Source organism: Methylobacterium sp. P1-11, from assembly GCF_008329595.1.
In the GTDB taxonomy this organism is placed as follows: domain Bacteria; phylum Pseudomonadota; class Alphaproteobacteria; order Rhizobiales; family Beijerinckiaceae; genus Methylobacterium.
This window is the reverse complement of sequence record NZ_NPKS01000056.1, coordinates 1-23,125: the sequence shown is the minus strand read 5'-3', so window position 1 is coordinate 23,125 and position 23,125 is coordinate 1. Positions and strand designations below refer to the sequence as shown.

18 protein-coding genes and 3 pseudogenes are annotated in these 23,125 nt (G+C 64.1%); 10 read left to right on the top strand and 11 right to left on the bottom strand.

Annotation, left to right across the window (positions count from 1 at the left end; genetic code table 11):
* The coding region (locus CIW48_RS31345) for a GDP-mannose 4,6-dehydratase (RefSeq protein ID WP_149314271.1) at positions 1-271 on the bottom strand (271 nt) is incomplete at its 3' end.
* Positions 272-1,175: 904 nt separating this feature from the next.
* Here CIW48_RS31345 and rfbF point away from each other — a divergent pair.
* The 5 genes and pseudogenes from rfbF to CIW48_RS31320 all read left to right on the top strand — a co-directional run bounded on the left by rfbF (position 1,176) and on the right by CIW48_RS31320 (position 6,607).
* Positions 1,176-1,946, top strand: coding sequence for a glucose-1-phosphate cytidylyltransferase (rfbF, locus tag CIW48_RS31340; RefSeq protein WP_149314270.1), 771 nt, complete (start codon positions 1,176-1,178; stop codon positions 1,944-1,946).
* Positions 1,940-3,013 carry a CDP-glucose 4,6-dehydratase gene (rfbG, locus tag CIW48_RS31335; protein WP_246695507.1) on the top strand — a complete coding sequence of 358 codons (1,074 nt, stop codon included), beginning with the start codon at positions 1,940-1,942 and terminating at the stop codon, positions 3,011-3,013. The genes rfbF and rfbG overlap by 7 nt, the downstream gene beginning before the upstream one ends.
* A gap of 9 nt (positions 3,014-3,022) precedes the next feature.
* Complete coding sequence (gene rfbH / locus CIW48_RS31330; protein WP_149314269.1) at positions 3,023-4,378, top strand: lipopolysaccharide biosynthesis protein RfbH; 1,356 nt, start codon at positions 3,023-3,025, stop codon at positions 4,376-4,378.
* Positions 4,375-5,292 (top strand): NAD-dependent epimerase/dehydratase family protein, encoded by a 918-nt coding sequence (locus tag CIW48_RS31325; RefSeq protein WP_149314268.1) that lies wholly within the window; start codon positions 4,375-4,377, stop codon positions 5,290-5,292. The genes rfbH and CIW48_RS31325 overlap by 4 nt, the downstream gene beginning before the upstream one ends.
* A 182-nt stretch (positions 5,293-5,474) precedes the next feature.
* Positions 5,475-6,607: pseudogene (locus CIW48_RS31320) on the top strand (IS3 family transposase).
* A gap of 148 nt (positions 6,608-6,755) precedes the next feature.
* Here the strand turns inward: CIW48_RS31320 and CIW48_RS34390 are convergent.
* The 8 genes and pseudogenes from CIW48_RS34390 to CIW48_RS31275 form a co-directional block, all read right to left on the bottom strand.
* A pseudogene (locus CIW48_RS34390) lies at positions 6,756-6,965 on the bottom strand (transposase); the annotation flags it as partial.
* A gap of 1,093 nt (positions 6,966-8,058) precedes the next feature.
* Positions 8,059-10,602: a hypothetical protein gene (locus CIW48_RS31305; RefSeq protein WP_149314265.1), complete on the bottom strand. Its 2,544-nt coding sequence runs from the start codon at positions 10,600-10,602 to the stop codon at positions 8,059-8,061.
* A 374-nt stretch (positions 10,603-10,976) separates the two neighbouring features.
* Entirely contained in the window at positions 10,977-11,663 is a 687-nt protein-coding gene (locus tag CIW48_RS31300; RefSeq protein ID WP_246695506.1) for an acetyltransferase, read from the bottom strand.
* Positions 11,638-12,360, bottom strand: a complete 723-nt coding sequence (locus tag CIW48_RS31295; protein ID WP_149314273.1) for an SDR family oxidoreductase — start codon at positions 12,358-12,360, stop codon at positions 11,638-11,640. Before CIW48_RS31295 ends, CIW48_RS31300 begins: the two co-directional genes overlap by 26 nt.
* 13 nt (positions 12,361-12,373) lie before the next feature.
* Positions 12,374-12,601, bottom strand: a complete 228-nt coding sequence (locus CIW48_RS31290; RefSeq protein WP_149314264.1) for a hypothetical protein — start codon at positions 12,599-12,601, stop codon at positions 12,374-12,376.
* Positions 12,601-13,638: a ketoacyl-ACP synthase III gene (locus CIW48_RS31285; RefSeq protein WP_149314263.1), complete on the bottom strand. Its 1,038-nt coding sequence runs from the start codon at positions 13,636-13,638 to the stop codon at positions 12,601-12,603. Before CIW48_RS31285 ends, CIW48_RS31290 begins: the two co-directional genes overlap by 1 nt.
* On the bottom strand, positions 13,631-13,942 hold the full coding sequence (locus CIW48_RS31280) for a hypothetical protein (protein WP_149314262.1): 312 nt from the start codon (positions 13,940-13,942) through the stop codon (positions 13,631-13,633). The genes CIW48_RS31285 and CIW48_RS31280 overlap by 8 nt, the downstream gene beginning before the upstream one ends.
* Positions 13,908-15,515, bottom strand: coding sequence for an HAD-IIIC family phosphatase (locus CIW48_RS31275; RefSeq protein ID WP_149314261.1), 1,608 nt, complete (start codon positions 15,513-15,515; stop codon positions 13,908-13,910). Before CIW48_RS31275 ends, CIW48_RS31280 begins: the two co-directional genes overlap by 35 nt.
* A gap of 180 nt (positions 15,516-15,695) precedes the next feature.
* Between CIW48_RS31275 and CIW48_RS31270 the strand changes: the two genes are divergently transcribed.
* Together CIW48_RS31270 and CIW48_RS31265 are read left to right on the top strand one after the other, a co-directional pair.
* Positions 15,696-17,129 (top strand): SDR family NAD(P)-dependent oxidoreductase, encoded by a 1,434-nt coding sequence (locus tag CIW48_RS31270; RefSeq protein WP_149314260.1) that lies wholly within the window; start codon positions 15,696-15,698, stop codon positions 17,127-17,129.
* A 96-nt stretch (positions 17,130-17,225) separates the two neighbouring features.
* On the top strand, positions 17,226-18,578 hold the full coding sequence (locus tag CIW48_RS31265) for a transposase (protein WP_149314259.1): 1,353 nt from the start codon (positions 17,226-17,228) through the stop codon (positions 18,576-18,578).
* Positions 18,579-18,603: 25 nt separating this feature from the next.
* On the opposite strand, the gene CIW48_RS31260 is transcribed toward CIW48_RS31265, so the two are convergent.
* A protein-coding gene (locus CIW48_RS31260; protein WP_149314258.1) for an IS5 family transposase occupies positions 18,604-19,409 on the bottom strand; the annotation gives its coding sequence in 2 pieces (ribosomal slippage) (positions 18,604-19,079 and positions 19,079-19,409; 807 coding nt in all).
* A 117-nt stretch (positions 19,410-19,526) separates the two neighbouring features.
* Between CIW48_RS31260 and CIW48_RS31255 the strand changes: the two genes are divergently transcribed.
* A complete protein-coding gene (locus CIW48_RS31255; RefSeq protein ID WP_149314257.1) occupies positions 19,527-20,714 on the top strand; it encodes an IS701 family transposase in 1,188 nt (395 codons plus the stop codon).
* 353 nt (positions 20,715-21,067) lie between these two features.
* Here CIW48_RS31255 and CIW48_RS31250 read toward each other — a convergent pair whose 3' ends face one another.
* Positions 21,068-21,583, bottom strand: a complete 516-nt coding sequence (locus tag CIW48_RS31250; RefSeq protein ID WP_149314256.1) for a hypothetical protein — start codon at positions 21,581-21,583, stop codon at positions 21,068-21,070.
* A gap of 135 nt (positions 21,584-21,718) precedes the next feature.
* On the opposite strand from CIW48_RS31250, the gene CIW48_RS31245 reads away from it, so the two are divergent.
* Positions 21,719-22,540 carry an acyltransferase gene (locus CIW48_RS31245; RefSeq protein WP_246695504.1) on the top strand — a complete coding sequence of 274 codons (822 nt, stop codon included), beginning with the start codon at positions 21,719-21,721 and terminating at the stop codon, positions 22,538-22,540.
* Between the two features lie 237 nt (positions 22,541-22,777).
* A pseudogene (locus CIW48_RS31240) lies at positions 22,778-23,125 on the top strand (hypothetical protein); the annotation flags it as partial.

Below are 23,125 nucleotides of genomic sequence, written 5' to 3'. Positions count from 1 at the left end.
TGACGAAGGACTGGGCGGCCAGGTTGTAGATCTCGTCCGGCTTGGCGGCTTGGACGATGCGCAGCAGGGCGGATTGGTCGAGCAGGTTGCCGTCGACCAGCTCGACATCGTCGAGGATGCCGAGCCACTTCAACCGGTGATCGAACACGCCGGCATGGCTGGAGCGGCGCACGATGCCGGTGACGGCGTAGCCCTTCTCCAGCAGGAGCTGCGCCAGATACGCACCGTCCTGGCCCGTCACACCTGTGATCAGCGCTCGCTTGACCGTCATGAACCCGTCCCGTTCCGAAGTTGCCCGGCTGCTACGACCGCGAAGCCATCCGCGTCAAGGCGAGAACCCGCCTACCAATATCTCCGCTCGAGGGCGAGCCGCTTCCGTCTGATCCGGTCGCTCGATGAGCACCGCGCGAATCCCCATAACTGCCCATTTGTTCGAGGTGGCGCGTCTCAACATGAGCAACGCAATTCAAGAACGTAGTTGACGTCGCTCCAATAAGAGATGCTGGAGCTTGGATTGGTGGCAGCGCAGGCCAAACCCGGCCGGTATCGCACCGGCGTCCGATCAGACTCGATGTGGCTGCCCACCTTGTGAGCACCGGCACGTGCTCAGCGTTGTCAGTGGCCGCCGTGAGCCGCCAAGCACCGAGGCCGGTCAAAACGAGGCCTAAACGTACCTGACCGGCTTACGCGCAGCCGCATCGAGTTCAGCCTAATCATGACTACGCGTTGTATAAGAGAAAAAGGCATCAAAAAGGCTGCCGCATGAAGCGTCCCGCCGGCGCGGGCCGCCCCAAATAGAACGGCGCGTTGGCTTTGCGGCACCCGCCGCGCAACCTTAATAAGGTGCCGCTTCAATCGGCGATGCTCCCTTGCCAGTTCACCAACACAGGCACAACCGAGACCGGCGAACGCCGCGGCCAAGCCCGCTCGGCCCTGGCAAACGACGGGGACTGCCTCGATCCTTTCGTCTCGCCCGACAGTCCTCTGCCCAGAAAACGCCTGTTCGGGCAAGTAGTTGGGCAAGCTTCCGTTGGAGCGCGCAGCGCAACAGGCCAGAGCCAGATCTCCGGTTGCGTCGCAGACGAATTTGCGGCATCCAGGGTCCCGCTATCAGGTAGCCACGAACCTTCTAACCGAAGGAATTGGCCGGCGCGATCGGGCCGCGAAGGAAGACGATGAAAGCGGTTATCTTAGCGGGCGGTCTCGGATCCAGGCTCGGAGAAGAGACTGGATCTCGTCCGAAGCCCATGGTTCTGATCGACGAGCGGCCGATTATTTGGCACATCATGAAAATCTACGGTGCCTACGGAATAAATGATTTCGTTATATGCTTGGGCTACAAAGGATACATAATCAAGGAGTATTTTGCGAATTATTTCCTACATACCTCAGATGTCACTTTTGACTTGAACAGCAACAAAATGACGGTTCACCACAACACGGCCGAGCCGTGGCGTGTGACGTTGGTCGACACCGGCCCGGACAGCATGACGGGTGGACGCCTGAAGCGCGTCAGGCCCTATTTGGAAGGCGAAGAGGCCTTCTGTATGACCTACGGCGATGGTGTGTCCAATATTGACATTCAAGCCCTTATCAAGTTTCACCGACAGCATGGCCGCCTCGCGACGCTCACGGGCGTGCGGCCGCCGGCGCGATTTGGCGCATTGACGCTGCAGGACACGCTGGTGGACCACTTCGAAGAGAAACCGGTTGGCGACGGCTCTTGGATCAACGGCGGCTTCTTCGTGCTTTCCCCCGGAGTGTTCGATTACATCGAGGATGATGCGACCATCTGGGAGCAGGAGCCGCTTCGCCGGCTCGCCGCCGATAAGCAGCTCCACGCGTTCCTACATGATGGCTTCTGGCAACCGATGGATACGCTGCGCGACAAGATCACCCTGGAGAAGCTCTGGGAGGGTGGCAAAGCGCCGTGGAAGGTATGGTGATGGTTGAAGGGCCGGATTTTTGGCGCGGTCGCGCGGTTTTCTTGACTGGCCATACTGGCTTCAAAGGATCGTGGCTTTCGATCTTGCTATCGGATTGGGGGAGCCGAGTTCACGGTTACGCTCTTGAGGCGGATCCCCGCTCCATCTACCGGTCCGCTGGTGTCGAGCGCTTAATTGAGCACTCGGAGTTCGCGGACGTGCGCAACCTCGACCAGTTAACTGCGTCGCTCGCCGCGAGCGGTGCCGAGATTGTGTTCCATATGGCAGCGCAACCGCTTGTGCGCCGTTCCTACAAGGACCCCGTCGAGACCTACGCTACTAATGTGATGGGGACTGTCAACCTGCTCGAAGCCTGCCGCCGGGTCGACAGTGTGAAGACCATCGTGGTTGTCACCAGCGATAAATGTTACGAGAACCGCGAATGGGTCTGGGGCTATCGTGAGACGGAGGCGATGGGCGGCCATGACCCTTACAGCAACAGCAAGGGATGCGCAGAACTCGTAACTGCGGGCTACCGGGACTCCTTCCTTCGGGCCGCTGGGAAGCGGGTCGGGACTGGCCGGGCGGGCAACGTGGTCGGCGGCGGCGACTACTCGCTCGACCGGCTCTTGCCAGACCTGATTCGGTCCATCTTACAGGGGGAGTCCGCGAAGATCCGTAATCCGCATGCGATCCGACCGTGGCAGCACGTACTTGAGCCGCTATCCGGCTATGTGCGGTTGGCGGAACGACTCTCTGGCGAAGATGGTGGTTCCTATCAGGAGGGCTGGAATTTCGGGCCCGGCTCTGCCAGCGACCGAAATGTCTGCGAAGTCGTTAAGGCAACGTACCGCCATTGGGGTGCAGGCGATTGGGAACTTGATGAAGTACCGCACGTCCATGAAGCCCATTATTTGAAGCTCGACTCGTCGAAATCGCGTATGCTCCTCGACTGGCATCCTCGCTGGGATTTTGAGACGACGATCGCCAAATCGGTGGAATGGTATCAAACGGAAGCCGATAATGGCGACGTCCTAGCCCTGACCCGGCGGCAGATCGCACAGTATCTAGCGTCCCTGAGCCTCTGAGGATCAGCTATGCAGTCTAAAGATGCCGCGGCTCTCCGTGCGCAAATTCTCGAACTTACTGCTCAGTATGCAGACCTTGCCCACCAGCCAAAGCCGTTCGAACCGGGCGCCTCTCCAGTACCGGTATCTGGAAAAGTTTATGGCGCGTCAGAATTGATGAGTCTCGTGGACTCGTCGCTCGATTTTTGGCTTACAACCGGGCGTTTCAACGACTCTTTCGAAATCCGCCTTGCAGCGTTCATCGGCGCTCGTCGCAAGGTGCTGACCGTCAACTCGGGTTCTTCGGCAAACCTCGTCGCTTTGACAGGTCTTACATCTCATCTGCACCGCGATCGCGCACTGAAGCCCGGTGACGAGGTGATCACAACGGCAACTGGATTCCCGACCACGGTAAATCCAGTGATGCAGAATGGGCTTGTTCCCGTCTTTGTCGACGTAGATATTCCGACCTACAACATCATGCCGAGCCGCATTGAGGAGGCTGTCACCGACAAAACCCGCGCCATCATGGTAGCGCACACGCTCGGCAATCCTTTCGCGCTTAGCGAAGTGATGCGAGTCGCCCAAAAGTATAACCTGTGGGTGATCGAAGATTGCTGTGACGCTCTCGGCGCGACCTATGATGGAAAGATGGTGGGTACCTTCGGTGACGTTGGTACCCTGAGCTTCTATCCGGCGCATCACATCACCATGGGAGAAGGAGGGGCTGTCTTCACGGCTAACTCCCTCGTCCTGCGCGCGATGGAGTCGATCCGGGACTGGGGACGCGACTGCTACTGTCCACCTGGGGTCGACAACACCTGCAAGAAGAGATTTGGCTGGAACCTCGGCGACCTGCCGTTCGGCTATGATCATAAATACACCTATTCCCATCTCGGATATAACCTGAAGATCACCGACATGCAGGCGGCAGTCGGCCTCGCTCAGATGGACCGCCTCGATAGTTTTATTGAAATAAGGCGGTCTAACTTCCAGTATCTCAACGCAGCTCTCTCGGAATTCACACCCTACCTGATCCTGCCAGAGGCGACACCGAATAGTGAGCCGTCGTGGTTCGGTTACGTGTTAACCCTTCGGGAAGACGCGCCGTTTTCCCGAGATCAATTCGTGAAATACCTCAATGAGCACAAGATCGCGACGCGGCTTCTATTTGGCGGCAATCTCATCCGACAGCCTTATATGAAAGGCCGTCATTATCGAGTTGCGGGCGAGCTCACCAATGCGGACATCGTCGTCGATCGAACTTTCTGGATCGGCGTCTACCCGGGGCTGAGCCGCGCTCATCTCGATTATGTCGTGGACGTCTTCAGGTCATTCATCCGTCAGGACCAGGCGCCAGCCACTCACCCCTCCGAGCACAGATGAAAGCCGACGACGAAGCGAAGGCAGGCCCGCCAGGCAGAGCTCTCCTGACGGGTATGACGGGCTATGTCGGCAACCAGCTTGCGACCGCTCTGCTGCAGAGCGGATGGACGATCGAGGTTCTCGGGCGCCGCCCACCTATTCGCCGGGATGTTCGATCGCATCACTACGACGAAACCTATGCCTCCGTTTCGTCCGCGTTCGAGAGTGCGAAGCCGGACATCGTCTTCCATCTTGCTTCCGCCGTGACAGTCGAGCACGCGCCGACACAAGTCTCGGATATCATTTCTGGGAATATAATTTTTCCGACCCTGATCCTTGAGGCCATGTCCAATCATGGCTGTCGCAACATCGTTAACACTGGGACATCCTGGCAACACTTCGATGGATCGGAGGTGTACTTGCCAACGAATCTCTACGCGGCGACAAAGCAAGCGTTTGAGGATCTCGCGCATTTCTACGTCGATGCACGCGGACTGAACGTGTTGACGCTCAAGCTCTTCGATGTTTATGGCCCAGCGGATCCTCGCGCCAAACTTGTTCCCTATCTTGTTCGGTCCGCACTGGACAGGACGGAGGTGGTGCTTTCGCCCGGCGAGCAGATCATTGATCTCGTTCATGTCCGCGATGTGGTGACGGCCTTCCTGATGGCTGCCGAGAGGCTGATCTCCGCTCCGCGAGGGCGGGAAGCCTTTCCCGTGCGTTCGGGTCATACGCTTTCGGTGCGCGAGCTTGTCGGCGCAGTCAGTCTGGCCGTGGGCGAACCCATGCGGATCCGCTGGGGTGGACGGCCATACCGCGCCCGCGAAGTAATGAGGCCGTGGTCCGCCACCTCATGTCTTCCGGGCTGGCATCCGTCTGTTGAACTCCAGGCAGGTTTGTGTGAGGTCGTGGCCGAGGCCCGACGCTCGGGCTGAGGATGGTCGGATGTATCCGACCATCGACGTTGGCCGAGTGCGCGAGAGTAATGATGGCTGATCTGGCTAATGGGCGGGATTGACCTGACCGTCTGGCTTTGGACCGGGCTGATTGAGAGGATCAGCCTGGACCAGAGGAGTTGGGGATGAAGCGAGGTTAGAAGACGAGCGCGGAGTAGGTTGTGTCCAAGCTGCGCCAGATCGAGGTGCAGACAGCCCAGGGCAAGAGTTTGGCCTTGGCCTGCAAGGAAGCGGAAATCTCCGAGCAGAGCTATGACCGCGGGCGCAAGGAGTACGGCGGCCTCCAGGTCGACCGGGCCAGGAAGATGAAGGATCTCGAGCGCGAGAACGCTCGGTTGCGGCGGCTCGTGGCGGACCTGTCTTTGGTGGGTCAGGTGCTGGCGGATGTTGCCTCGGGAAACTTGTAGCCCCCGAGCGACGCCGGCAGGCGGTTGCTGGGATCCGGGAGAAGTACGGCCTCTCGGAACGTCACGCCTGCCGGATCGTCGGTCAGCACCGCGGCACGCAACGCTACGTGCCCACACTACCGGCCGACGAGGATGAGCTGACCCAGGCCATCATCGCCCTGGCGTCCGAGGATGGGCGCTATGGCTACCGCCGCGTCACGGCGCTGCTGCAGGCAGACGGCTGGCGGGTGGGCAAGGACCGGGTTCAGCGCATCTGGCGTCGCGAGGGGCTGAAGGTCCCACACAGGCACCGACCACGCAGCTGCCTGTGGCTGAACGACGGTTCTTGCGTGCGGCTGCGTCCGCTCCACCGTCATCACGTCTGGAGCTTCGACTTCGTCCAAGCCCAGACGCACGATGGGCGGAGCCTGCGCATCCTGACGCTGATCGACGCGCACAGCCGGGTCTGCCTGGCGCTGAAGGTGGCGCGGCGCCTCAACAGCGTCGGCGTGATCGAGGCGCTGGCCGACGCCATGTGCCTGCACGGCATCCCGGAGCACATCCGCTGTGACAATGGCCCGGAGATGATCTCCAAAGCACTGCGCAAGTGGGTCGTCGAAGCTGGCTCGCAGATCCAGTACATCGCTCCGGGCTCGCCGTGGGAGAACGGGTAGTGCGAGAGCTTCAACGGGAAGCTTCGTGATGCGTGCCTGCGTCAGGAGATCTTCTACTCGCTGAAGGAAGCGCAGATCGTGATCGGTCTATGGCGAAACACAGACAACCGCGTCCGCCCGCATTCGTCGTTAGGCTACCGCCCGCCCGCGCCTGTCAGCGACCCGGATCGGGCCTTCCGGCTACCCATGGCAGCGGCCATGCAGTTGCCTCGCAAATGGCTCGGTCCAAAATAGCGGTCAGGTCAGACCGAGCCCGACGCAGCGCGTGCGTCACCCGCTTCCGAACCTCGATCGCCGTCGGCGGCCGCGCGGCTTCCTTCGCAGCCTGCGCTGCCTCGACCTCGTGATCGACGCGCGCACGACCGACGGCGCGGTTCACGCCATGATGATGGGCGACGATCGCGCGCAGGGCGACGCTGAGGTTACGCAGCAGGTGAAAACGATCGAGGACGTGCTGGGCTTGCGGCGCGCCCGCGTGGGCGCCCTCGGCGAAGACGTCGGTGCGGTCGCGAGCGATGACCTCGATGCCCGGATGGACGTGCAGCCACGCGGCGACGCTGCCGGCGTCCCGGTCGGGCAAGAGGTCGAGGACGGTACTTCGCAACTCGAAGTGCGGAAGAACCGCCCCTGTCGGTGTCGCTCCTCAGCCGGGGTTTGCGGCTTCTGCGTGGGCCCCGGGACGTCTGCCTCCACGGACAGGATTGTGTGAACGAGGCGGGAGAAAGCCGTGCGATGCCGCTCGACAACCTAGAGCAGCGCCTCGGAGCCGTTGCAGTGTAGATGGAATCGATCCGCAACTTGGACGGCCTGAGGGGCGCCGCGGCGTACACCATCGGCGTAGCGCTCGCACAGTCACGCGCCACGATCTCGGCGCCGGGATGTTGGTGCAGCCAGCTGGCGAGGATGGCCGCCTCTCGATCCGGCAGCAAGTCGACGACGCGCCGACGCTCCAGATCGACGAGGATCGTGCCGTAGCGCTGGCCGCGCCGCCAAGCCCAGTCATCGATGCCGAGCACGCGCGGCGATCGCTTTGGTTCGTCAGGTGAACCGCGCCGTAGCAGACGCAGGAGCGTGTCGCCGCTCGTCGGGATGGCCAGCCGTGCAGACAGCCGGGCTCCCCCTTCGCCGCCGAGCGCGAGGCCGAGGTGGCGCTGCAAGTCACCGAGCCGCCCAGTCAGTCGTGCCCAGGGCATCGCCACGCTCGGCAAGCGTTCGGCAAAGATGCGATGAGGGCAGTCATTGGCTGGACAGCGCCAGCGCCGGGCTCGGACTGCGACGCGGACGTGCCGTCCCTGCCAGGGCAGATCGGCGAGGGTGCGGGTGTAGTGCGAGTGCAGCCGCGCGGAAGCGCCACCGCATGTTGGACAGGCGGCCGTCGCGGCACTTGGACGGGCGAGGATGACCAGTCGACCAGGACTGGGCTGGACCTGATCGACGGTGAGATCTGCGGGGATGAAAGGCAGCAGGCGCTTGGTCATCCCCGTGGCGTGAGACCGGTTTACGATCTACGCCACGCGACCCTTCAACTCGGATCTGCACCAGAAGTGCGGAAGGACCCAGTTTGCCGCGTCGGCTGACAGCGGTGGCCATGGCGCAGCAGATAGCGGCGCCCACGATCATCGTCGAGAGGATCAACGCGCGACCCGGCCAGTCTCGCTTGATCGCAACCTGGACGAAGATCGCCGTCAGAACTCCCAGTACGCTGCTTTCTCGGCAGCAAAATTGGGAAATCTGCCTTCGGCGCGACCGTAATTCTCGAAGTGATAAATTGGATCGCTTTCCGCGTCTTTCACGTCCCTATATTTCTCAAGATACCAGGCCGAGTCCACCTTATCGTCCACCAAAGAATTGCTCCCGACTTCATGCAGCCGCGCCCCTCCTCTAGCGGTCGCCTCAATGACCTTGAACGATAGGACAACGAAGGAAGTCGGAACCGCTTTTGCGGCAGGAAACTCATCCCCATTATTGAAGTGATACCCGGATATATTGATCCAGATCGAGTATATTCGCCCCAGCACCTCTCGATTCCTGGGCAAATAGATCGAAAGTAGCTGCTCCCGAGCTTCGAAATTGAACTGTCCCAGAATTTCATCGCCGAGATAGACATCGTAACATCGGCCCGGAATTTTCGCCCCCTTCGCGAAAGTTTCCTCCTCCTGCACTGAGACACGCAAGATTATGCAAAGATCGGCCGACCCCACGGGCGTCTGAAACAGGATGTTACCGCTTACACCTCGAATCGCGGTTCCAAAGTGGCCGAACGGGCCGAATCCTTCGCCGAGGATTTTTGCTCCCTCGGCTCCCGGCGTCGCCCGGTAAATATGATCCAAGCGAACCTCGAACGGAACTGAATGTACAGGCGCGCGATCACGGGAAGGACTTTGCTGATTCGCCGGATGTGGTACCGGAAGCAGATTCCTCACTAGCTCTCTATCGTACCTCAAGGGACGTCGCTCAGAAGCTACCCTGGGGTACAAGTACCTCAACCAGATATATGATGGAAGGCCGGTCTCCGCCAACGATGCCGATGAGCGCGCGAAGGCCGCGATAAGATTGACCTCGTGCCCCGCAAGAAGGGGGAACAGGCTGGCGGGCAGAAGGTCCAAAACCTCTGACCTGAATAAGAGGCGCCCAAACCCGTAGTCCGCAGCAAGATCTGAAATCTCCTCACCTAACTCGAACGCATTTGACACGAAAGAATCGGATATCAATCCGTCTTGGTCGAAGCTTCTCATCAGCGCGCCGGAGCATGCTGCTAGTGCGCTCTCGTCTTTCAACAGTGCGAACGCGAGAGATGCGAAGTGATGACGTTGAAACTCTTCGTCGGATCTCACCAAGGAGAATAGCCGTCCTCTAGACGCTTCGAGGGCCTCAGAGAACGATGCTGTGACAAGCTTCAGCTTAAAGGCTGCGTCGGCCTTGAAACCCAGCTTCGTAATAAGGTTCATTCCCTCAGGATCTTGAGCAACATCATGTGAGATTAGGACGACCAAGTCGCCACGAACTCCGTCTTGAGAAAATATTGTTCTGAGGTGCTTACCGACATCCTTAGGATCGACGCCTCTATAGTCGCAAATCAACAATATGTCGATGATGTTTTGCTGATAAATATAAGGCCTAGCGTATTTGGCTCTCTCATGATGCATGGAGACCAACTTTTCGAGAGATCCCTCGAGCGAGAAAAGTGAAGATAATATTTCCTGGCTTCTAAGCACACGGCTTGTCGCGGATCGGACGTCGGATCGGATCTCATGAATTATATTCTTGACCTCGATAGCGATTTCACCCTCAGTGAGATTTTCATCATCCAGAATATAGACACAGTCTTGAAAATACTTATTCACCAAAGGGTGCTTGTTCGTTATCACGACTGCTCCGCCAGCCATGCCTTCAAACAACCGATTGCTAAGAATGCCACTGTCTTGATGCTGCTTCGACGACAGAGCCAGACAAATTCCTGCCGCGTTGATTGAATTGACGACGCTTTTCCCATCAAATGGGATTTCGCCTTTGTAATTTTTGAACCCCTCCCAAGGCCTTTGATTCAGAAATAACTCTGGTCCGTATATATCGACCATATTATTTTCATCGAGATCGAGGAGCAGGTCGTGAAATCTTCCCTTTCTCCCAGACAGACGCTCCCAATTGATACCGACATAAAACAGAGTGGCGGTCGATGTGATATTCGGCCCCAAATACGGCTTAGGGCAATTATGGAATAGTTTAATCGGCTCCAAGTATCTTTTACCAAGCCGCTGGAAGTTCAAGAGCGCGAGCGCGTCCGCGGGCGAAGATTCGCAGGATAGAACGTCGTCATGGCTGCAGGTTTTCTCAGTCACGGCCGAGAACCCGAAGACATGATAATAGTCCACCGGATTCCAAAGGGCGATATAAGTATAAAGATCGAATACTTTAGGCGACTGAAAATGCAAAGAAATTGCAAACAGGTGAGTCTCATTGCTGACTTTGCGGGAAACAAGATCCAAAATGTTGGACTCTATGACTATTCCCTGACTATTAATAACATCAATGTCGATTCCACAATTTACACAGGCGAGCTTGATTCTTTCGACGACTTCAAATTCCGCGTTTTTGATATCTGGCCAAGTGTGAATGATGGCAATGCGACTTGGGGTCTTCATTTCTAACCGCCTCTTCGTTGTGGAGAAATAGCTGAGTCTTAATGATTCTGTTCGGGCGAAATATCCGTCGATCAGTTTTCTGCCCATCCCGTGACGCCGGGAGCGCGGAAAATTCTCAGGTTACGCGTAGAATTTCGGACGTGTCACATCAATCCTCTGAGTTGGCGGCTTAAAATTTTTCGGCTTTCTTCGACAAAACTGCAATTATGCAGCAATTCCTGAAAAATAATTCGACTCTTTTGCACGCAGTGTGGCTGTTGCGAGGCAGTATGATCAGTTCCGCACCTGTTCAGCTGCGCACGCGCTTCGCGAGGCTGGTCATTTTGGGCCGTATAGAAGATTGGCGTCGAGGTCAGTTGGAACCGCCATCTCCAATGACAGAGCCATCGTCCTCGATTCTCGCGGCCGCAAACTAAGAACTTTATGGGCCCGAGTCTCTACATGGTAGTAGGCTGATCTCATCACGATACCGAAGACGCTCCATAGTTGTCCGGTCTAGGCCAGACCACGGCATCGTCCGGCACCGTACGGAGCACCGTGCAGCCCATGCCGATCATCGATCGATCGCCCACCTTTATCCCTTGCAACACTTTTGCCAGCGGTCCCACCAGTCCGTCCGTCCCGATCGCGCAGCGTCCACCGATGAAGGCCGCCGGCGAGATCGTTGTGTTGTCGCCGATCGCCGCGTCGTGGCCGATGATCGCGGCGGTGTTGACGACACAGAACCGCCCCAGCTGCGCGTCGACGTTGACGATCACCCCGTGCGCGACGAACGCGCCCACGCCCAGCGTCACTCCCTGGCTGACAATCGCGTGCGGTGACACCAGGGGTGGGCAAGGCAGGGCGTGCCGGTCGAGCCAAGCGATGATCTCGGCGCGCGCCTGGATAGCGGCCCGGCTCACGCCGCCCACGGCGAGCGCCACGCCATCGTACGCGGCACGGTCGGTCAGCAACTCGTCGAGATAGCCCCTGTAGGTGCCAACCTGCGCGGTCGGCTGGCTCGAATAGGTCGCCTCCACTGTGTAACCGCGCATCTGGGCGACTTCGGCGATTTCCTTGGAGAAACCGCCGCCGCCGATCAGGGCTAAGCGCTTGGCCCCGGCCGTCACCGGATCTTGCTCATCATAGCGTCGCCCCGCCGTCGACACGCAGGATCTCACCGGTCACGTGCCGCGCCTGCGGCGACATCAAGAAAACGATGGCATCGACCACCGACGTGACCGTAGCTACCCCAGCTGGGCTTCGCTTCTCCAGCTCGGCCTTGAACGCGTCCCCGTAGAGGCGCGCATGCGCCTGCGTCATCTCGGTGTCGAGCCAACCCGGCGCGACGGCGACAGCCCGCCGCGGGGCAAGTTCCCGGGCAAGGCCCCGGATCAGCGCGTCCAGTCCTGCCTTCGAAGCGGCGTAGGGAACGATCGCCGGCTCCGGGCGCTGCGCAGCAACCGAGGATACGGCGCAGAAGACGGCGTCACGGGTCGAGATACGGGCATTGCCAAAGGCGGCGGCGAACAGGGTCGGCGCAACGAGATTCGTCTTATAGAGCCGCTCGACCTCCTCCACGCCGAGGCTGCGCATCGGCTTGATGAGCTGAACGCCCGCGCAATAGACGAGGCCCGTGAGCGGACCTCGGTCCGCGACAGCCGCCTGAAGCACGCCGCCGATCGCCGCCAAGTCGGTCACGTCCACCGCGATGGTGGCAATCCCGGCGGCGGCGAGATCTGCAAGGCGATCTGTCCGGCGCGCGACGGCGGTGACCGACCTCTCCTCGGCGAACCGCTCGGCCACGGCCCGCCCGATCCCACTGCTCGCTCCGACGACGAGGATGTGTCCCGCGATTTCCGCCATGGTCACCCAGACCTCAGGCTTGCAGTTTCGCGCCGGCCATGGCCAGGAGGTCGTCGGTGGTTGCGGCCTTCGCGATCCGCGCCGGCTCGACCTCGAGACTTAGCGTGTCGAACAGCGCCATGATGTTGAGGATGCCGAGAGAGTCGAAAGTCTCGATTTCGCCGAGCTTCTGGCCGCGCGCGAGCGGCCCCGGCTGATCCAGGATCACGCCGAGCTCGTCCAGGAACCCAGCCTCGGTCATCATGCGGTCTCCTCGAACTTCAGGACGGGCGGAGCGAAGATCCCATCCGTGGCAAGGGCGCACGCACCCCAGCTCAGACCCACTCCGAAACCCGCGAACACCGCGCGCAAGGGCCGGCGCGAAAAATCCTCCGCCAGGAAACCCGAGATCGTGCCCGGGATCGAGGCAGAGTTCTGGTTCCCGTAGACGGATTGCGTGCCCGAGGGAAGCTTGCCGTCGTCGAGGCCCAGGCGCCGCTGCAGGTTCTTCAGGATGTACTTGTTCGGCTGGTGCAGGACGTAGACATCCGGATCCTCCGGCTTCAGCCCCGCGGCCGCCAGGATGTCTGCGATCAGCCCCGGAACGCGCTTGAGCGTGAAGTTGAACACCTGCGCGCCGTCCATTTGCATGGAGGCGGGCTTGTCCTGGTCCTCGGCATCGCGGCGCAGGCCGCTATGCGGGATGAACAGGGCCTTCTCGCCCGACCCGTCGCTGTGGAGCTGAAAGACACTCTCCGTCGCCCGTCGCTCGACCAGCACGGCGGCGCCGGCATCGCCCATGATGGGCGTGATGCTCCGGTCGTCCCGGGCGACCATCCGGCTCGCCACGTCGCCGACGCAGAGCAGGATCCGGTTCAGGCCCGACTCCACGAGGCTGTAGGCCACCGAGAGCCCGTACACGAAGCCGCTGCACCCGAGCCGCATATCGAAGCAAAGCGTATCGGTGCGCATGCCGAGCCGGTGCTGCAGGCTGATCGCGGTCGAGGGCGAGCTGTAGTCGGGCGTCTGCGTGACCAGGATCAACCCGTCGAGATCCTCCGGCCGCAGCTCGAGGCCGGCGAGGAGCTGCCGGGCAGAATGCAGGCAGAGATCGGCCGTCGTCGTGTCGTCGCGCACGACCACGTGGCGCGTGCTGAAGCCCATCGCGCGCTTGAGCCGCTCGGCCTCCTCTGGCGCCATGCCGAGAGCGGCCGCCTCCGCGTCGAAGGCGAGCGCCCAGCCGCCGACCGTGGTGACGAGGCCGACGAGACCGGCGTTCCGGAAGCGCAGCTCAGCCACGAGCGACCGCGTCGGCCACGTAGTCGAACCAGCCCTGCAGCCGCCGCAGGGGCGAGCCCGTGCTGTCGAGGATACTCTCGTCGGCGAGAGGCACGTAGCGGCCCACGGTCTTCTCCACCTCGGATTCGGTCTCGAGCAGCAGTTCCACCACCGCGAAGGAGTCGATCCGGTCGAATAGGTCGTCCTCGGGGCCGAGCGCGCTCAGTTCCGGGCGCCCCCAGGTCTCGATCAGGCGGTCCAGGGTGGCGCGGGCCGCGGCGGCCGCGCCCTCACTCCGCGACGATGTGGATGTAGGCGGTGTCATCCGGTCCTCGGGTCAGTCGATAGTCCTTGCCCTCGGGGCCAGAGCCGATGAGCGCGAACCCGTTCTCGTCCAGGAAGGTCTCGACCATCCGGTTCTTGGCGCTCGGGCGATATTGGGCCCGCAGCTCCGGATCGGCCTCCTCGCGGCAGACGTAGCCCAGAACTTGGCTCTCAATGCGGCGCCCGAGGGCCCGGCAGCTCATCAGGAAGGTCTCGAGCGCACCGTTGCGGACGATGGCGACGCCGACGATGCCCATGTCGCCGAATCGGTCGACCACCCGGGCAGCGTAGACGCCGCCCTCACGCATGGCGGTAGCGACCTCGTCCTCGGTGTAGCGCCGCGTGGTGAGGTTGAACTGGTTGGTCTTGTTAATCAATTGCGTTACGCGCCGAATCGAGCCCGGATTGTTGCGGGACACGTGCACGCGGATGTCGAGGGAGGTGAGATACTCGTCCATCGAGGCGGCCGAGCGCTGCAGCTCCTGCCGCTGCGCCTCGCCCCGGTACTGCTCGGTCTTGGCCAGATCCTCCGCAGTCACGTTCCGGGCGCGCAAGGAGGCGATGCCGTCGAGCAAGGCCATGGCCTGCTCGGGGCGAGTCCGGTCGAACAGGTAACACTCGACCCCGGGGAGCCGGGCGCGGACCTCCTCGATCTCAAAGGGGTTGTCGTCGAGGAAGATGAAGCTGTCGAGGCCGAGGTTCAGCGTCGCGGCGAGATCGCGGATGTTCTCGCTCTTCTCCGACCAGTTGCTACGATAGGCCACGAAATCCTCGAGCCGAAGCGGCATCGCGCGTTGCCCGAAGACGGCGCGGAAATCCTCCTCGTTGTTCTTGGTAACGGCGCAGAGCAGGATGCCGAGGCCTTTCAGGCGCTGGAGCTGGCGCTGAAGCTGGGTGTGGACGATCCCCGGATAATCGCTGTCGACCTCCAAGTTCTCCACCCCGTCCTCGCCGACTACGCCGCCCCAGAGGGTGTTGTCGGCGTCGACTATCACCACTTTCCGGCGGGCTCGCAGCCGCGCAGCGACGGCGTCGGCGTAGCGCTCGTTGAGCGCGTCCACGGCGACCGGAGCGTAGGGCATCTGGTACATGTACCGGTTGCGCTCGCGGAAGGCGTTGGCGAAGCCGAGCAGCGCCAGGGCGCCGGCGGCGTCGACGACACTGACCCGCTCCTGCGCCCGGGCGAGGTCGAACAGCACCGCGTTCACCCGCGCCAGCGCCTCCAGCTGCTCGTGGAGGTCGCTCTCGACGGACGAGACCGGCACGAACGGCACGGTGTTGAGGATGATTGTCCCCGGCGCCCGGGCGAGCCTCGCCGAGACCAGCTCGGCGAGGCCGCGCGCGCGCGCCACGGCCGCCTCGTCCGGGGCGACGTCGAAGAACCAGCGGTGATCGAGATGCACGATCAGGACGTCAGTGGCGGTGGGTCCAGCCAGTACCTGCTCGATCTGTCCGATGGGGAGATGCTCGCACGAGACCGTGGCGAGATCCGCGAGGCGGCCTGCCACCTTCCCGAACGGGTTGGTAACGACGTTTCCGACGAAACTGATCGACAGGGCGCGAGCCGTGGTCATCCTCGATACCGGTCCCTGCGACACCCTGCGGATGCCTGCCCTCCGGCGATCGACCGGCCCCTTTCCGTGCGTGCGAGCGCCACCCTCTTGCGAGATCGCGTGTCATAAAGCAAGGGGCTGGGCCATCCAGCGGCCAGCCAGCCCGGCCGGGGAGGAGGCCGGCCGAGGAGGAGCTGCGCGATGAACGGATCCGGTTCGGACGACGCTGCCGCGACGACGCGGACCTGGACCGAGGCCCATCAAGCCGCCTTCGCGCGAGCGACCGGCGACGTCAATCCGATGCACATGGACGCGCGGATGGCTCGGCGGACGCTGGCCGGCGAGCGCGCCGTCCACGGCGTCCACGCCGCCCTCTGGGCCCTCGATGTCTGCGCCGACGCCCATCCCCTCGACCGGCTCGCGACGCTGCAGATGCGGTTCGAGCGGTTCGTGCTGGTCGGGGACAGCACCGCGCTGACGATCCATGAGGCCGACGCGCGGCACCTGCGCCTGTACCTGGCGGTGGACGGCGTCCGCACCCTGACGATCCAGGCGACCTTCGCGGCGGACCGAGCCCCGGCCCAACCGGTCGAGGGAGCGCCCTTCGTGATCCCCGCAGAGCCAATCGCCCGCGATCCGGCGGCCCTTACGGGCCTCGCCGGGGCCTTCGCGCTGCCGGACCCGGCGGCGATCGCCGCGCTGGCGCCGCGCCTCGCCCGCGCCCTCGGTCCCGGCCGGGTCGCCGCCCTGGGGGGCCTCTCGACGCTCATCGGCATGTTCGTGCCCGGCCTCCACTCGATCCTCTCGAAGATCGACGTAACCGTCACCGACGGGGGCACCGGTTCGAGCCTCGGCTACGCGGTGAGGCGGTTCCAGCCGATGCTGCAATCGGTGACGCTGGACGCCGTCGGCCCCGGCCTCGTCGCCCGGGTCGAGGGCTTCGTCCGCCCGCGACCGGTGGAGCAGGAGAGCCTGCAGGATCTCGCGGCGCTAGTGGAGCCAGGCGCCTTCGCCGCGGTGTCCGCGCTGATCGTCGGCGGGTCGCGGGGCCTCGGCGCCGCGACCGCCAAGCTGATCGCAGCCGGGGGCGGGGCGGTCTGCATCACCTACGCGTCCGGCGCCGAGGAAGCGGAGACGATCGCCCGGGAGATCCGCGACGCAGGCGGGGGCTGCCAGGTCCTCCGCTACGACGCCGCCGAGCCGGCCGCCGCGCAACTAGCGGCGCTGGCGATGCGCCCGTCGCAGCTCTACCATTTCGCGACGCCCCGCATCTTCCGCCAGAAGCGCGCGCCCTTCGAGCCGGCCTGCCTGGACGAGATGATGCGCGTCTACAACACCGCCTTCTACGAGCTGAGCCAGTTCTGCCTGGGGCGCGGCGACGCCGTGGCAGCCTTCTACCCGTCGACCAGCGCCATCGACGAGGCACCCCGCGACACTGTGGAATACGTCATGGCCAAGATTGCCGGCGAGACGCTGGCCGCGACCCTAGCGCGCACGCTCCCGAACCTGCGGACCGTGATCGAGCGGCTGCCCCGGGTGAAGACCGATCAGACGGCCACGATCTTCCCCGTGCCGGCCGCCACGCCGAGCGCGCTGATGCTGCCGATCATCCGGCGGATGTCGGCGGCCGCCTAAGCTCGACTTTGGCCATTTGCGGCGCGTCGATTGGGCGGAGGTGACGAAGCGGGCGTGATGGATAGGCTGTTGGCGTCCCTGCCAAGAGACACCGCCATGCTGCCCCTGCCTGCCCGCTTCGCCGGACTTATCCTGGCGTTCGCACCGCTGTTCGTCCACCGCTCGTGGCGACACGCTCAGATCCTGCTGGTCGGCGCGATCCTCACGCCGGGGCAGCGCACGGTGACAAGCGTCCTGCGCATCATGGGCCGCGCGCAGGAGCGGCGGTTTGTGAACGTCCACCGCATCCTCAACCGCGCTGCGTGGAGCCCGCGCATCGGCAGCCGCATCCTGCTCTGTCTCCTCGTCGACACGTTCGCGCAACGCGGCCCCGTGGTCCTGGGACTGGACGACACGATCGAGCGCCGCCGCGGCAAGCGGATCGCCGCCAAGGGTATCTACCGTGATCCGGTTCGCTCCTCCGACAGCCACTTCGTCAAGGCGAGCGGCCTGCGCTGGATGAGCCTGATGTTGCTCGCCCCGATCCCCTGGGCGGGGCGCGTCTGGGCGCTGCCGTTTCTGACCGCGCTGGTGCCGTCCGAGCGCGCCTGTCGCGAACGCGGCCGTCGGCACAAGCCGTTGCTCGACGTCGGGCGTCAACTCGCCCTCCAGGCGCGGCGCTGGCTGCGCGCACGCGACCTCGTGGTGGTGGGCGACAGCGGCTTCTCGGCCTTGCTGTTCCTCGACGCGATGCGCCGCGCCCGCATCACGGCGATCACCCGCCTTCGGCTGGATGCTGCTCTCTACGAGCCGGCCCCGCCACGGCCGCCGGGCACGATCGGACGCCCGCGGACCAAGGGCGCTCGACTGCCGACGCTCGCCGCGATCCTCGCGGCCAAGGACACGCGCTGGCACGCGGTCGTGGTGCCCGGCTGGTACGGGGCGGGCGAGCGCACCCTTGAGATCGCCTCCGGGACCGCCGTGTGGCGGCACGGCGGTCTGCCGGTCGTGCCGATCCGATGGGTGCTGGTGCGCGATCCCGAGAGCCGCTTTGCACCGCAGGCCCTGCTCTGCACCGAACCGATGCGCGAGCCCGCGCAGATCGTAGGGTGGTTCGTGCGGCGCTGGACCATCGAGGTCACCTTCCAGGAAGCGCGCGCCCATCTTGGGGTCGAGACGCAGCGGCAGTGGTCCGACACGGCGATCGCCCGCACCACGCCCTGCCTGCTCGCCCTGTTCTCGATCGTCACACTGCTGGCCGCACGCCTCTCGGCTCGCCAACGGCGACGCGTCGCGGCCGCCGCGTGGTACCCCAAACCGCGCCCGACCTTCGCCGATGCACTGGCCGCCGTGCGCTGTGCGATCTGGCGCGAGCGGACTTTGGCAACATCACCGCGCCGACGCGCCCGAACAAAACCCCGCTTCCGTTTGCCAGCGCCCTGGGCCTATGCGCTCTGCCACGCCGCATGAATGGCCAAAGTCGAGCTAAGAGCGCCTAACAGAACCGTCTGATCTGGTTGAGTGTGATGAGGCTGGCAGCGAGGCTGGTGAAGGCTTCGTAGATGTCTGCACGTCGCTCGTAGCGCACGGGCAGCCGACGGAAGCGATTGAACCAAGCGTGCGTGCGCTCCACCACCCACCGATGCCGGCCCAGCCTCTCGCTTCTCTCGATGCCGCGGCGTGCGATGCGCGGTACAATCCCACGCGCCCGGCACTCGTGTCGGCGCGGTTCAGCGTCGTAGGCTTTGTCGGCGTGCAGTTTGTCCGGGCGGTGTCGCGGCCGCCCTCGCCGACCGTTGCGCACGGGTGGGATGGCATCGAGGGTCGGTGCCATCATCACGCTGTCGTGCCGGTTGGCCCCACTCAGGCAGACGCCGAGCGGCGTACCGCGCGCGTCGGTGACGAGGTGGCGCTTCGTGCCCGCCTTGCCCCGGTCCGTCGGGTTCGGGCCGGTGGCAGAGCCCCTTTTTTGGCCGGGACAGAGGCGCTGTCCAAGCTCGCTCGGCTCCAGTCGATCTCGCCCGCCCCGTGCAGGCGCTCCAAGAGCACCTGATGCAGGCGGGCCCATACGCCAGCCGCCTGCCAGTCGCGCAGGCGCCGCCAGCAACTCATCCCGCAGCCGCAGCCCATCTCCGCTGGCAACATCTCCCACGGAACGCCTGAGCGCAGCACGAACAGAATGCCGGTCAACGCAGCTCGGTTCTCGATCGGCCGTCGGCCACCTTTTGGACGTGGGCGGGGCGGCGGCAGAAGCGGCGCAATCTCGGTCCAGAGATCATCGGGCAGAAGCGGACGAGCCATCACGACCAACGCCCGCCCGCCCGATCCGTGCCCGTTCTGTTAGGCGCACTAATACTACAGTTGCGTATTGAGATTTGATGTGGTCCGTTGGGCGTCTGCGAGGGCGGAGGCTTGGCGATGTCGGTGGCGTCCTGGTCTGGTTCGCTGTTGGCGTGGGAGCGGGAGCTCACAGCGCTGAAGGATCGCGTTGGGCTGTGCGTGCGGCGGCGCGAGTTGCGCATGTCGATCGGGCACTATCTCGACGGGCTCCTCTCCGGCGTCGAGCGCAAGACCGGCTGGCTTCTGGCCGAGCGCGCGGGTGAGGCGCGGCCGCATCGGTTGCAGGCTGTGCTGGGACGGGGGCGGTGGGATGCGGACGCGGCACGCGATCTCGTGCGCACCTACGCAGCCGAGGCTCTGGCCGACCCCGATGCGGTGCTCGTGGTCGACGAGACCGGCTTTCCGAAGAAGGGTGCGCACTCCGTCGGCGTGGCGCGGCAGTACTCCGGCACGGCGGGGCGCATCGACAACTGTCAGGTCGGTGTGTTCCTCGCCTATGCCAGTCGCTACGGCCAGGCGCTGATCGACAGGCGGCTGTTCCTACCCGAGGCCTGGGCCGCCGATCAGGCCCGGCGCGCCAAGGCTGGTGTCCCTGAGGCGGTCGAGTTTGCCACCAAGCCGACGATCGCGCGCGCGTTGATCGCCGCCGCGCTCGATGCTGGGCTACCCTGCGCCTTCGTGCTGGCAGACGCGCTGTATGGATCGGACAAGCGGCTGCGGATGATGCTGGAGGCACGCGCGCAGCCCTACGTCCTGGCGGTGCGCAGCAACGAGCGCCTGATGACGGTCACGGATGGCTTCGCGACCCGCGACGCGTCCGGCATCGCCGACGCGCTGCCGGCTTCCGCCTGGCATCGGTACCCGGCCGGAGAGGGTGCGAAGGGGCCGCGGCTCTACGACTGGGCGCGGGTGCGTCTGCTGCGCCTGCAGACGCCGCCCTGGGACCACTGGCTGTTGATCCGGCGCAGCCTGCGCGAACCTTCTGAGCGCGCCTACTACGTCGTGTTCGCGCCCATGGAGACTACGCTGTCCGAACTGGCCGGGGTGGCTGGGCTGCGCTGGACGATCGAGACCTGCTTTGGCACCGCCAAGGGCGAACTCGGCCTCGACCACTGCGAGGCGCGTTCCTGGGACGGGTGGCACCGCCACATGACGCTGTGCATGGCCGCGCTCGCCTTCCTCGCGCGGTTGCGCGCTGAGTTGGTGCGCATCGCGGCTGGCAAACCGAACGAAAGGAGTCCGGACGTCGCCGTCGAGGCCGCCTGAAGCGACGGACGCCCCGGAAGCCGTCTGAGCCCCTGCTGCCGCTCTCTGTCCCAGAAATCAGGCACCTGCTCACCCGTCTCGTTCTTGCCTTTGCCCGTGTACGCGCGGTGCTGCTTGCATGGTCGCTCTGGCGACGACGACATCAGACCGCCGCACGGGCAGCCCACCTTCGATCTCACGAGAAAACGCAACTGTAGTACTAATCCGGAGGCGTGCCGGGCACGGGGCTGTCAGACGGCCCGTGGCAGGGCCGGGCGCCGCGTCCTCACGCGCGCGACCGGACGCGGGCGGACGCGGCGGAGTGGCCCGCAGCCGCGCGCCTCCGGCGATCGTAGCGCTGCCCGGCGCCGGTCTTACTCGGCGGCGGCGTCGTGCCGGATCTCCGCGTCCGGATCGGTCTCGGCCTCGGCCTCGCCGTTCTCGGCCTCGTCGGGCACGACGGCGGTGAAGAAGTCGCCGTTCCGGATCGCCTCGCCGCCGGTCACCAGCATGCTGAGGTAGGTGTTGAGGGTGTTCGGCGCGACGTCCGGGAGACGCTCCGCGATCTCAGCATGCGACAGGCCCTGCGGGCCGGCCGAGCCGAGCAGCGCCTTCAGCCGCCCCTTGGCCGAGTTCGCCCGGGGGCCGCGGGCGCCCCGACGTCCGCCGGAGGCGGGCGCGGCCCGTTCGGTCGCGAAGGCCCGCAGCCCCTCGGGCCCGTGAAGATCGGACGCCTCCAGCGGGCTCCCCTCGACGATCGAGGTCAGCGCGGCCTCCGCCGCCCGGAGCTTCGTCAACTCGGCGGCGATCCGGTCGTAGTCGCTCTGCAGTGCGGCCCTGCGCGCCCGAACGTCCACCAGGGCCTTCGTCAAGGTGTTGTCCTCAGCCACCGGACGGCCTCATCCCATGATTTCGCTTGCTGACGGCATACGTCATAGGTGCCTCCCGGCGTCAACAGCCCCGTGGAGCCGCGCCGACCGAGCCCGGCCACGGGCACCCGATCCACCGCGCGAGTTGTGAGGACCGTGCCCGATGGCTTAGAGACATTTCTGAAACGCGGCTGCCGGCTCAGGGGCGTCGGCGCGATCGCCGAGTATCGGCGGATCCCGATTTCGGCGCGCCGATACCGTAATCGTCATCTTTGGAAGGCGAGCTTTCTTCCGCGGGTTCGATGTGCGGCCGTCCGATCCGGGACGCCAGCCGCGCCGCACCCAGGGGCGTCCATAGATCCCGCAGAGCGAATTATGTCTTTGAATATCTTCGACAAAGGGGAGAATAATGTCATCGACATTGATTCGCGGGATCAGCACAGCCAAGCAGGAAAAATCTACATCAACGGCGACAACAACTACATCCGTATAGGCAGGGGCTGCGTATCCGACAAGGACATGCACATCGTCATCGAGTCGAACTGCCGGTTCGATGTCGGCGAGGATGTGCGGCTGTCGATGGCCAACATCTATATCGGCCCCGGCTCGGTGCTGCGCATCGGCGACAGGACCGGCTTCACCGGTCTCGTCCATCTCAATCCCGTCGAGGGAAAGGCGATCGAGATCGGCACGAACTGCTCGATCGCGTCGGGCGTCTGGATGACGACGAGCGACTTCCACTCCATCGTGACCCGAGACACCGGCGCGCGGCTGAACCCGGCCAAGCCCGTCCGGGTCGGCAACCATGTCTGGATCGCCAATCAGACCACGCTCCTCAAGGGCTCGGTCATCGGCGACAACGCGATCGTCGGCGCACACTCGGTCGTCACCGGGACGGTGCCGCCCCATTGCGTGGCCGCCGGCAACCCCGCACGGATCGTGCGGGAGAACGTGACGTGGCGGTCCGACCTGATCTGATCGCACCGGCGGGACGCGCGGAAAGTGGGCAGGGGCGCCGTTGTTTACCCCGCGCCCGCGTTCCGTTAGGGCGGTGGGCGGTCGGCGCGGCGCCTTGCCCGGCGCGCCGACAGGCCTTCGATCCAGCCCGCGCGAACACATGCTCACCCGAGCTTCAGGTCTCGAACCCAGCACCGCATCCGGCGCGGTCTTCGACCGCAATCGGCAGCCGTCGCGCGACAGAGCGGGCGCCCCACGTTGAAGCAGATCCGCGGCCTTTACCATCGCTGGGCGCGCTCCCGCCCGGTCCGCGCGAGCGGCAACCCGCTGATCCGGCTGGCGGCCCGCCGCGGCCTGCCGGCGGCGAACGATCTCGTCACCGCGGACGCGCAGATCGCCGCCTTAGCCCCACACTTCGACGCTGCGTTCTACGCGAGCTGGTACGGGATCACGGCCGACCCGGTGCGCGACTACCTCGTCCACGGCTGGCGCGCGGGTCGCGACCCGCGCCCCGACTTCGACTCCGCCGCCTACCTCGCCCACCGCCCCGACCTCGCCCGCGCCGGCATCAACCCGTTCCTGCACGCCCTCGCGCGCCGCCGCGCC

Excerpts from the sequence above, each read along its gene's own strand:
- rfbH (WP_149314269.1), top strand. The coding sequence starts at position 3,023 with ATGCAGTCTAAAGATGCCGCGGCTCTCCGTGCGCAAATTCTCGAACTT.
- CIW48_RS31325 (WP_149314268.1), top strand. The coding sequence starts at position 4,375 with ATGAAAGCCGACGACGAAGCGAAGGCAGGCCCGCCAGGCAGAGCTCTC.
- rfbG (WP_246695507.1), top strand. The coding sequence starts at position 1,940 with ATGGTGATGGTTGAAGGGCCGGATTTTTGGCGCGGTCGCGCGGTTTTC.
- CIW48_RS31290 (WP_149314264.1), bottom strand. The coding sequence starts at position 12,601 with ATGACCGAGGCTGGGTTCCTGGACGAGCTCGGCGTGATCCTGGATCAG.
- CIW48_RS31270 (WP_149314260.1), top strand. The coding sequence starts at position 15,696 with ATGAACGGATCCGGTTCGGACGACGCTGCCGCGACGACGCGGACCTGG.
- CIW48_RS31255 (WP_149314257.1), top strand. The coding sequence starts at position 19,527 with ATGTCGGTGGCGTCCTGGTCTGGTTCGCTGTTGGCGTGGGAGCGGGAG.
- CIW48_RS31280 (WP_149314262.1), bottom strand. The coding sequence starts at position 13,942 with ATGACACCGCCTACATCCACATCGTCGCGGAGTGAGGGCGCGGCCGCC.
- CIW48_RS31295 (WP_149314273.1), bottom strand. The coding sequence starts at position 12,360 with ATGGCGGAAATCGCGGGACACATCCTCGTCGTCGGAGCGAGCAGTGGG.
- CIW48_RS31275 (WP_149314261.1), bottom strand. The coding sequence starts at position 15,515 with ATGACCACGGCTCGCGCCCTGTCGATCAGTTTCGTCGGAAACGTCGTT.
- CIW48_RS31305 (WP_149314265.1), bottom strand. The coding sequence starts at position 10,602 with ATGGGCAGAAAACTGATCGACGGATATTTCGCCCGAACAGAATCATTA.
- rfbF (WP_149314270.1), top strand. The coding sequence starts at position 1,176 with ATGAAAGCGGTTATCTTAGCGGGCGGTCTCGGATCCAGGCTCGGAGAA.
- CIW48_RS31265 (WP_149314259.1), top strand. The coding sequence starts at position 17,226 with ATGCTGCCCCTGCCTGCCCGCTTCGCCGGACTTATCCTGGCGTTCGCA.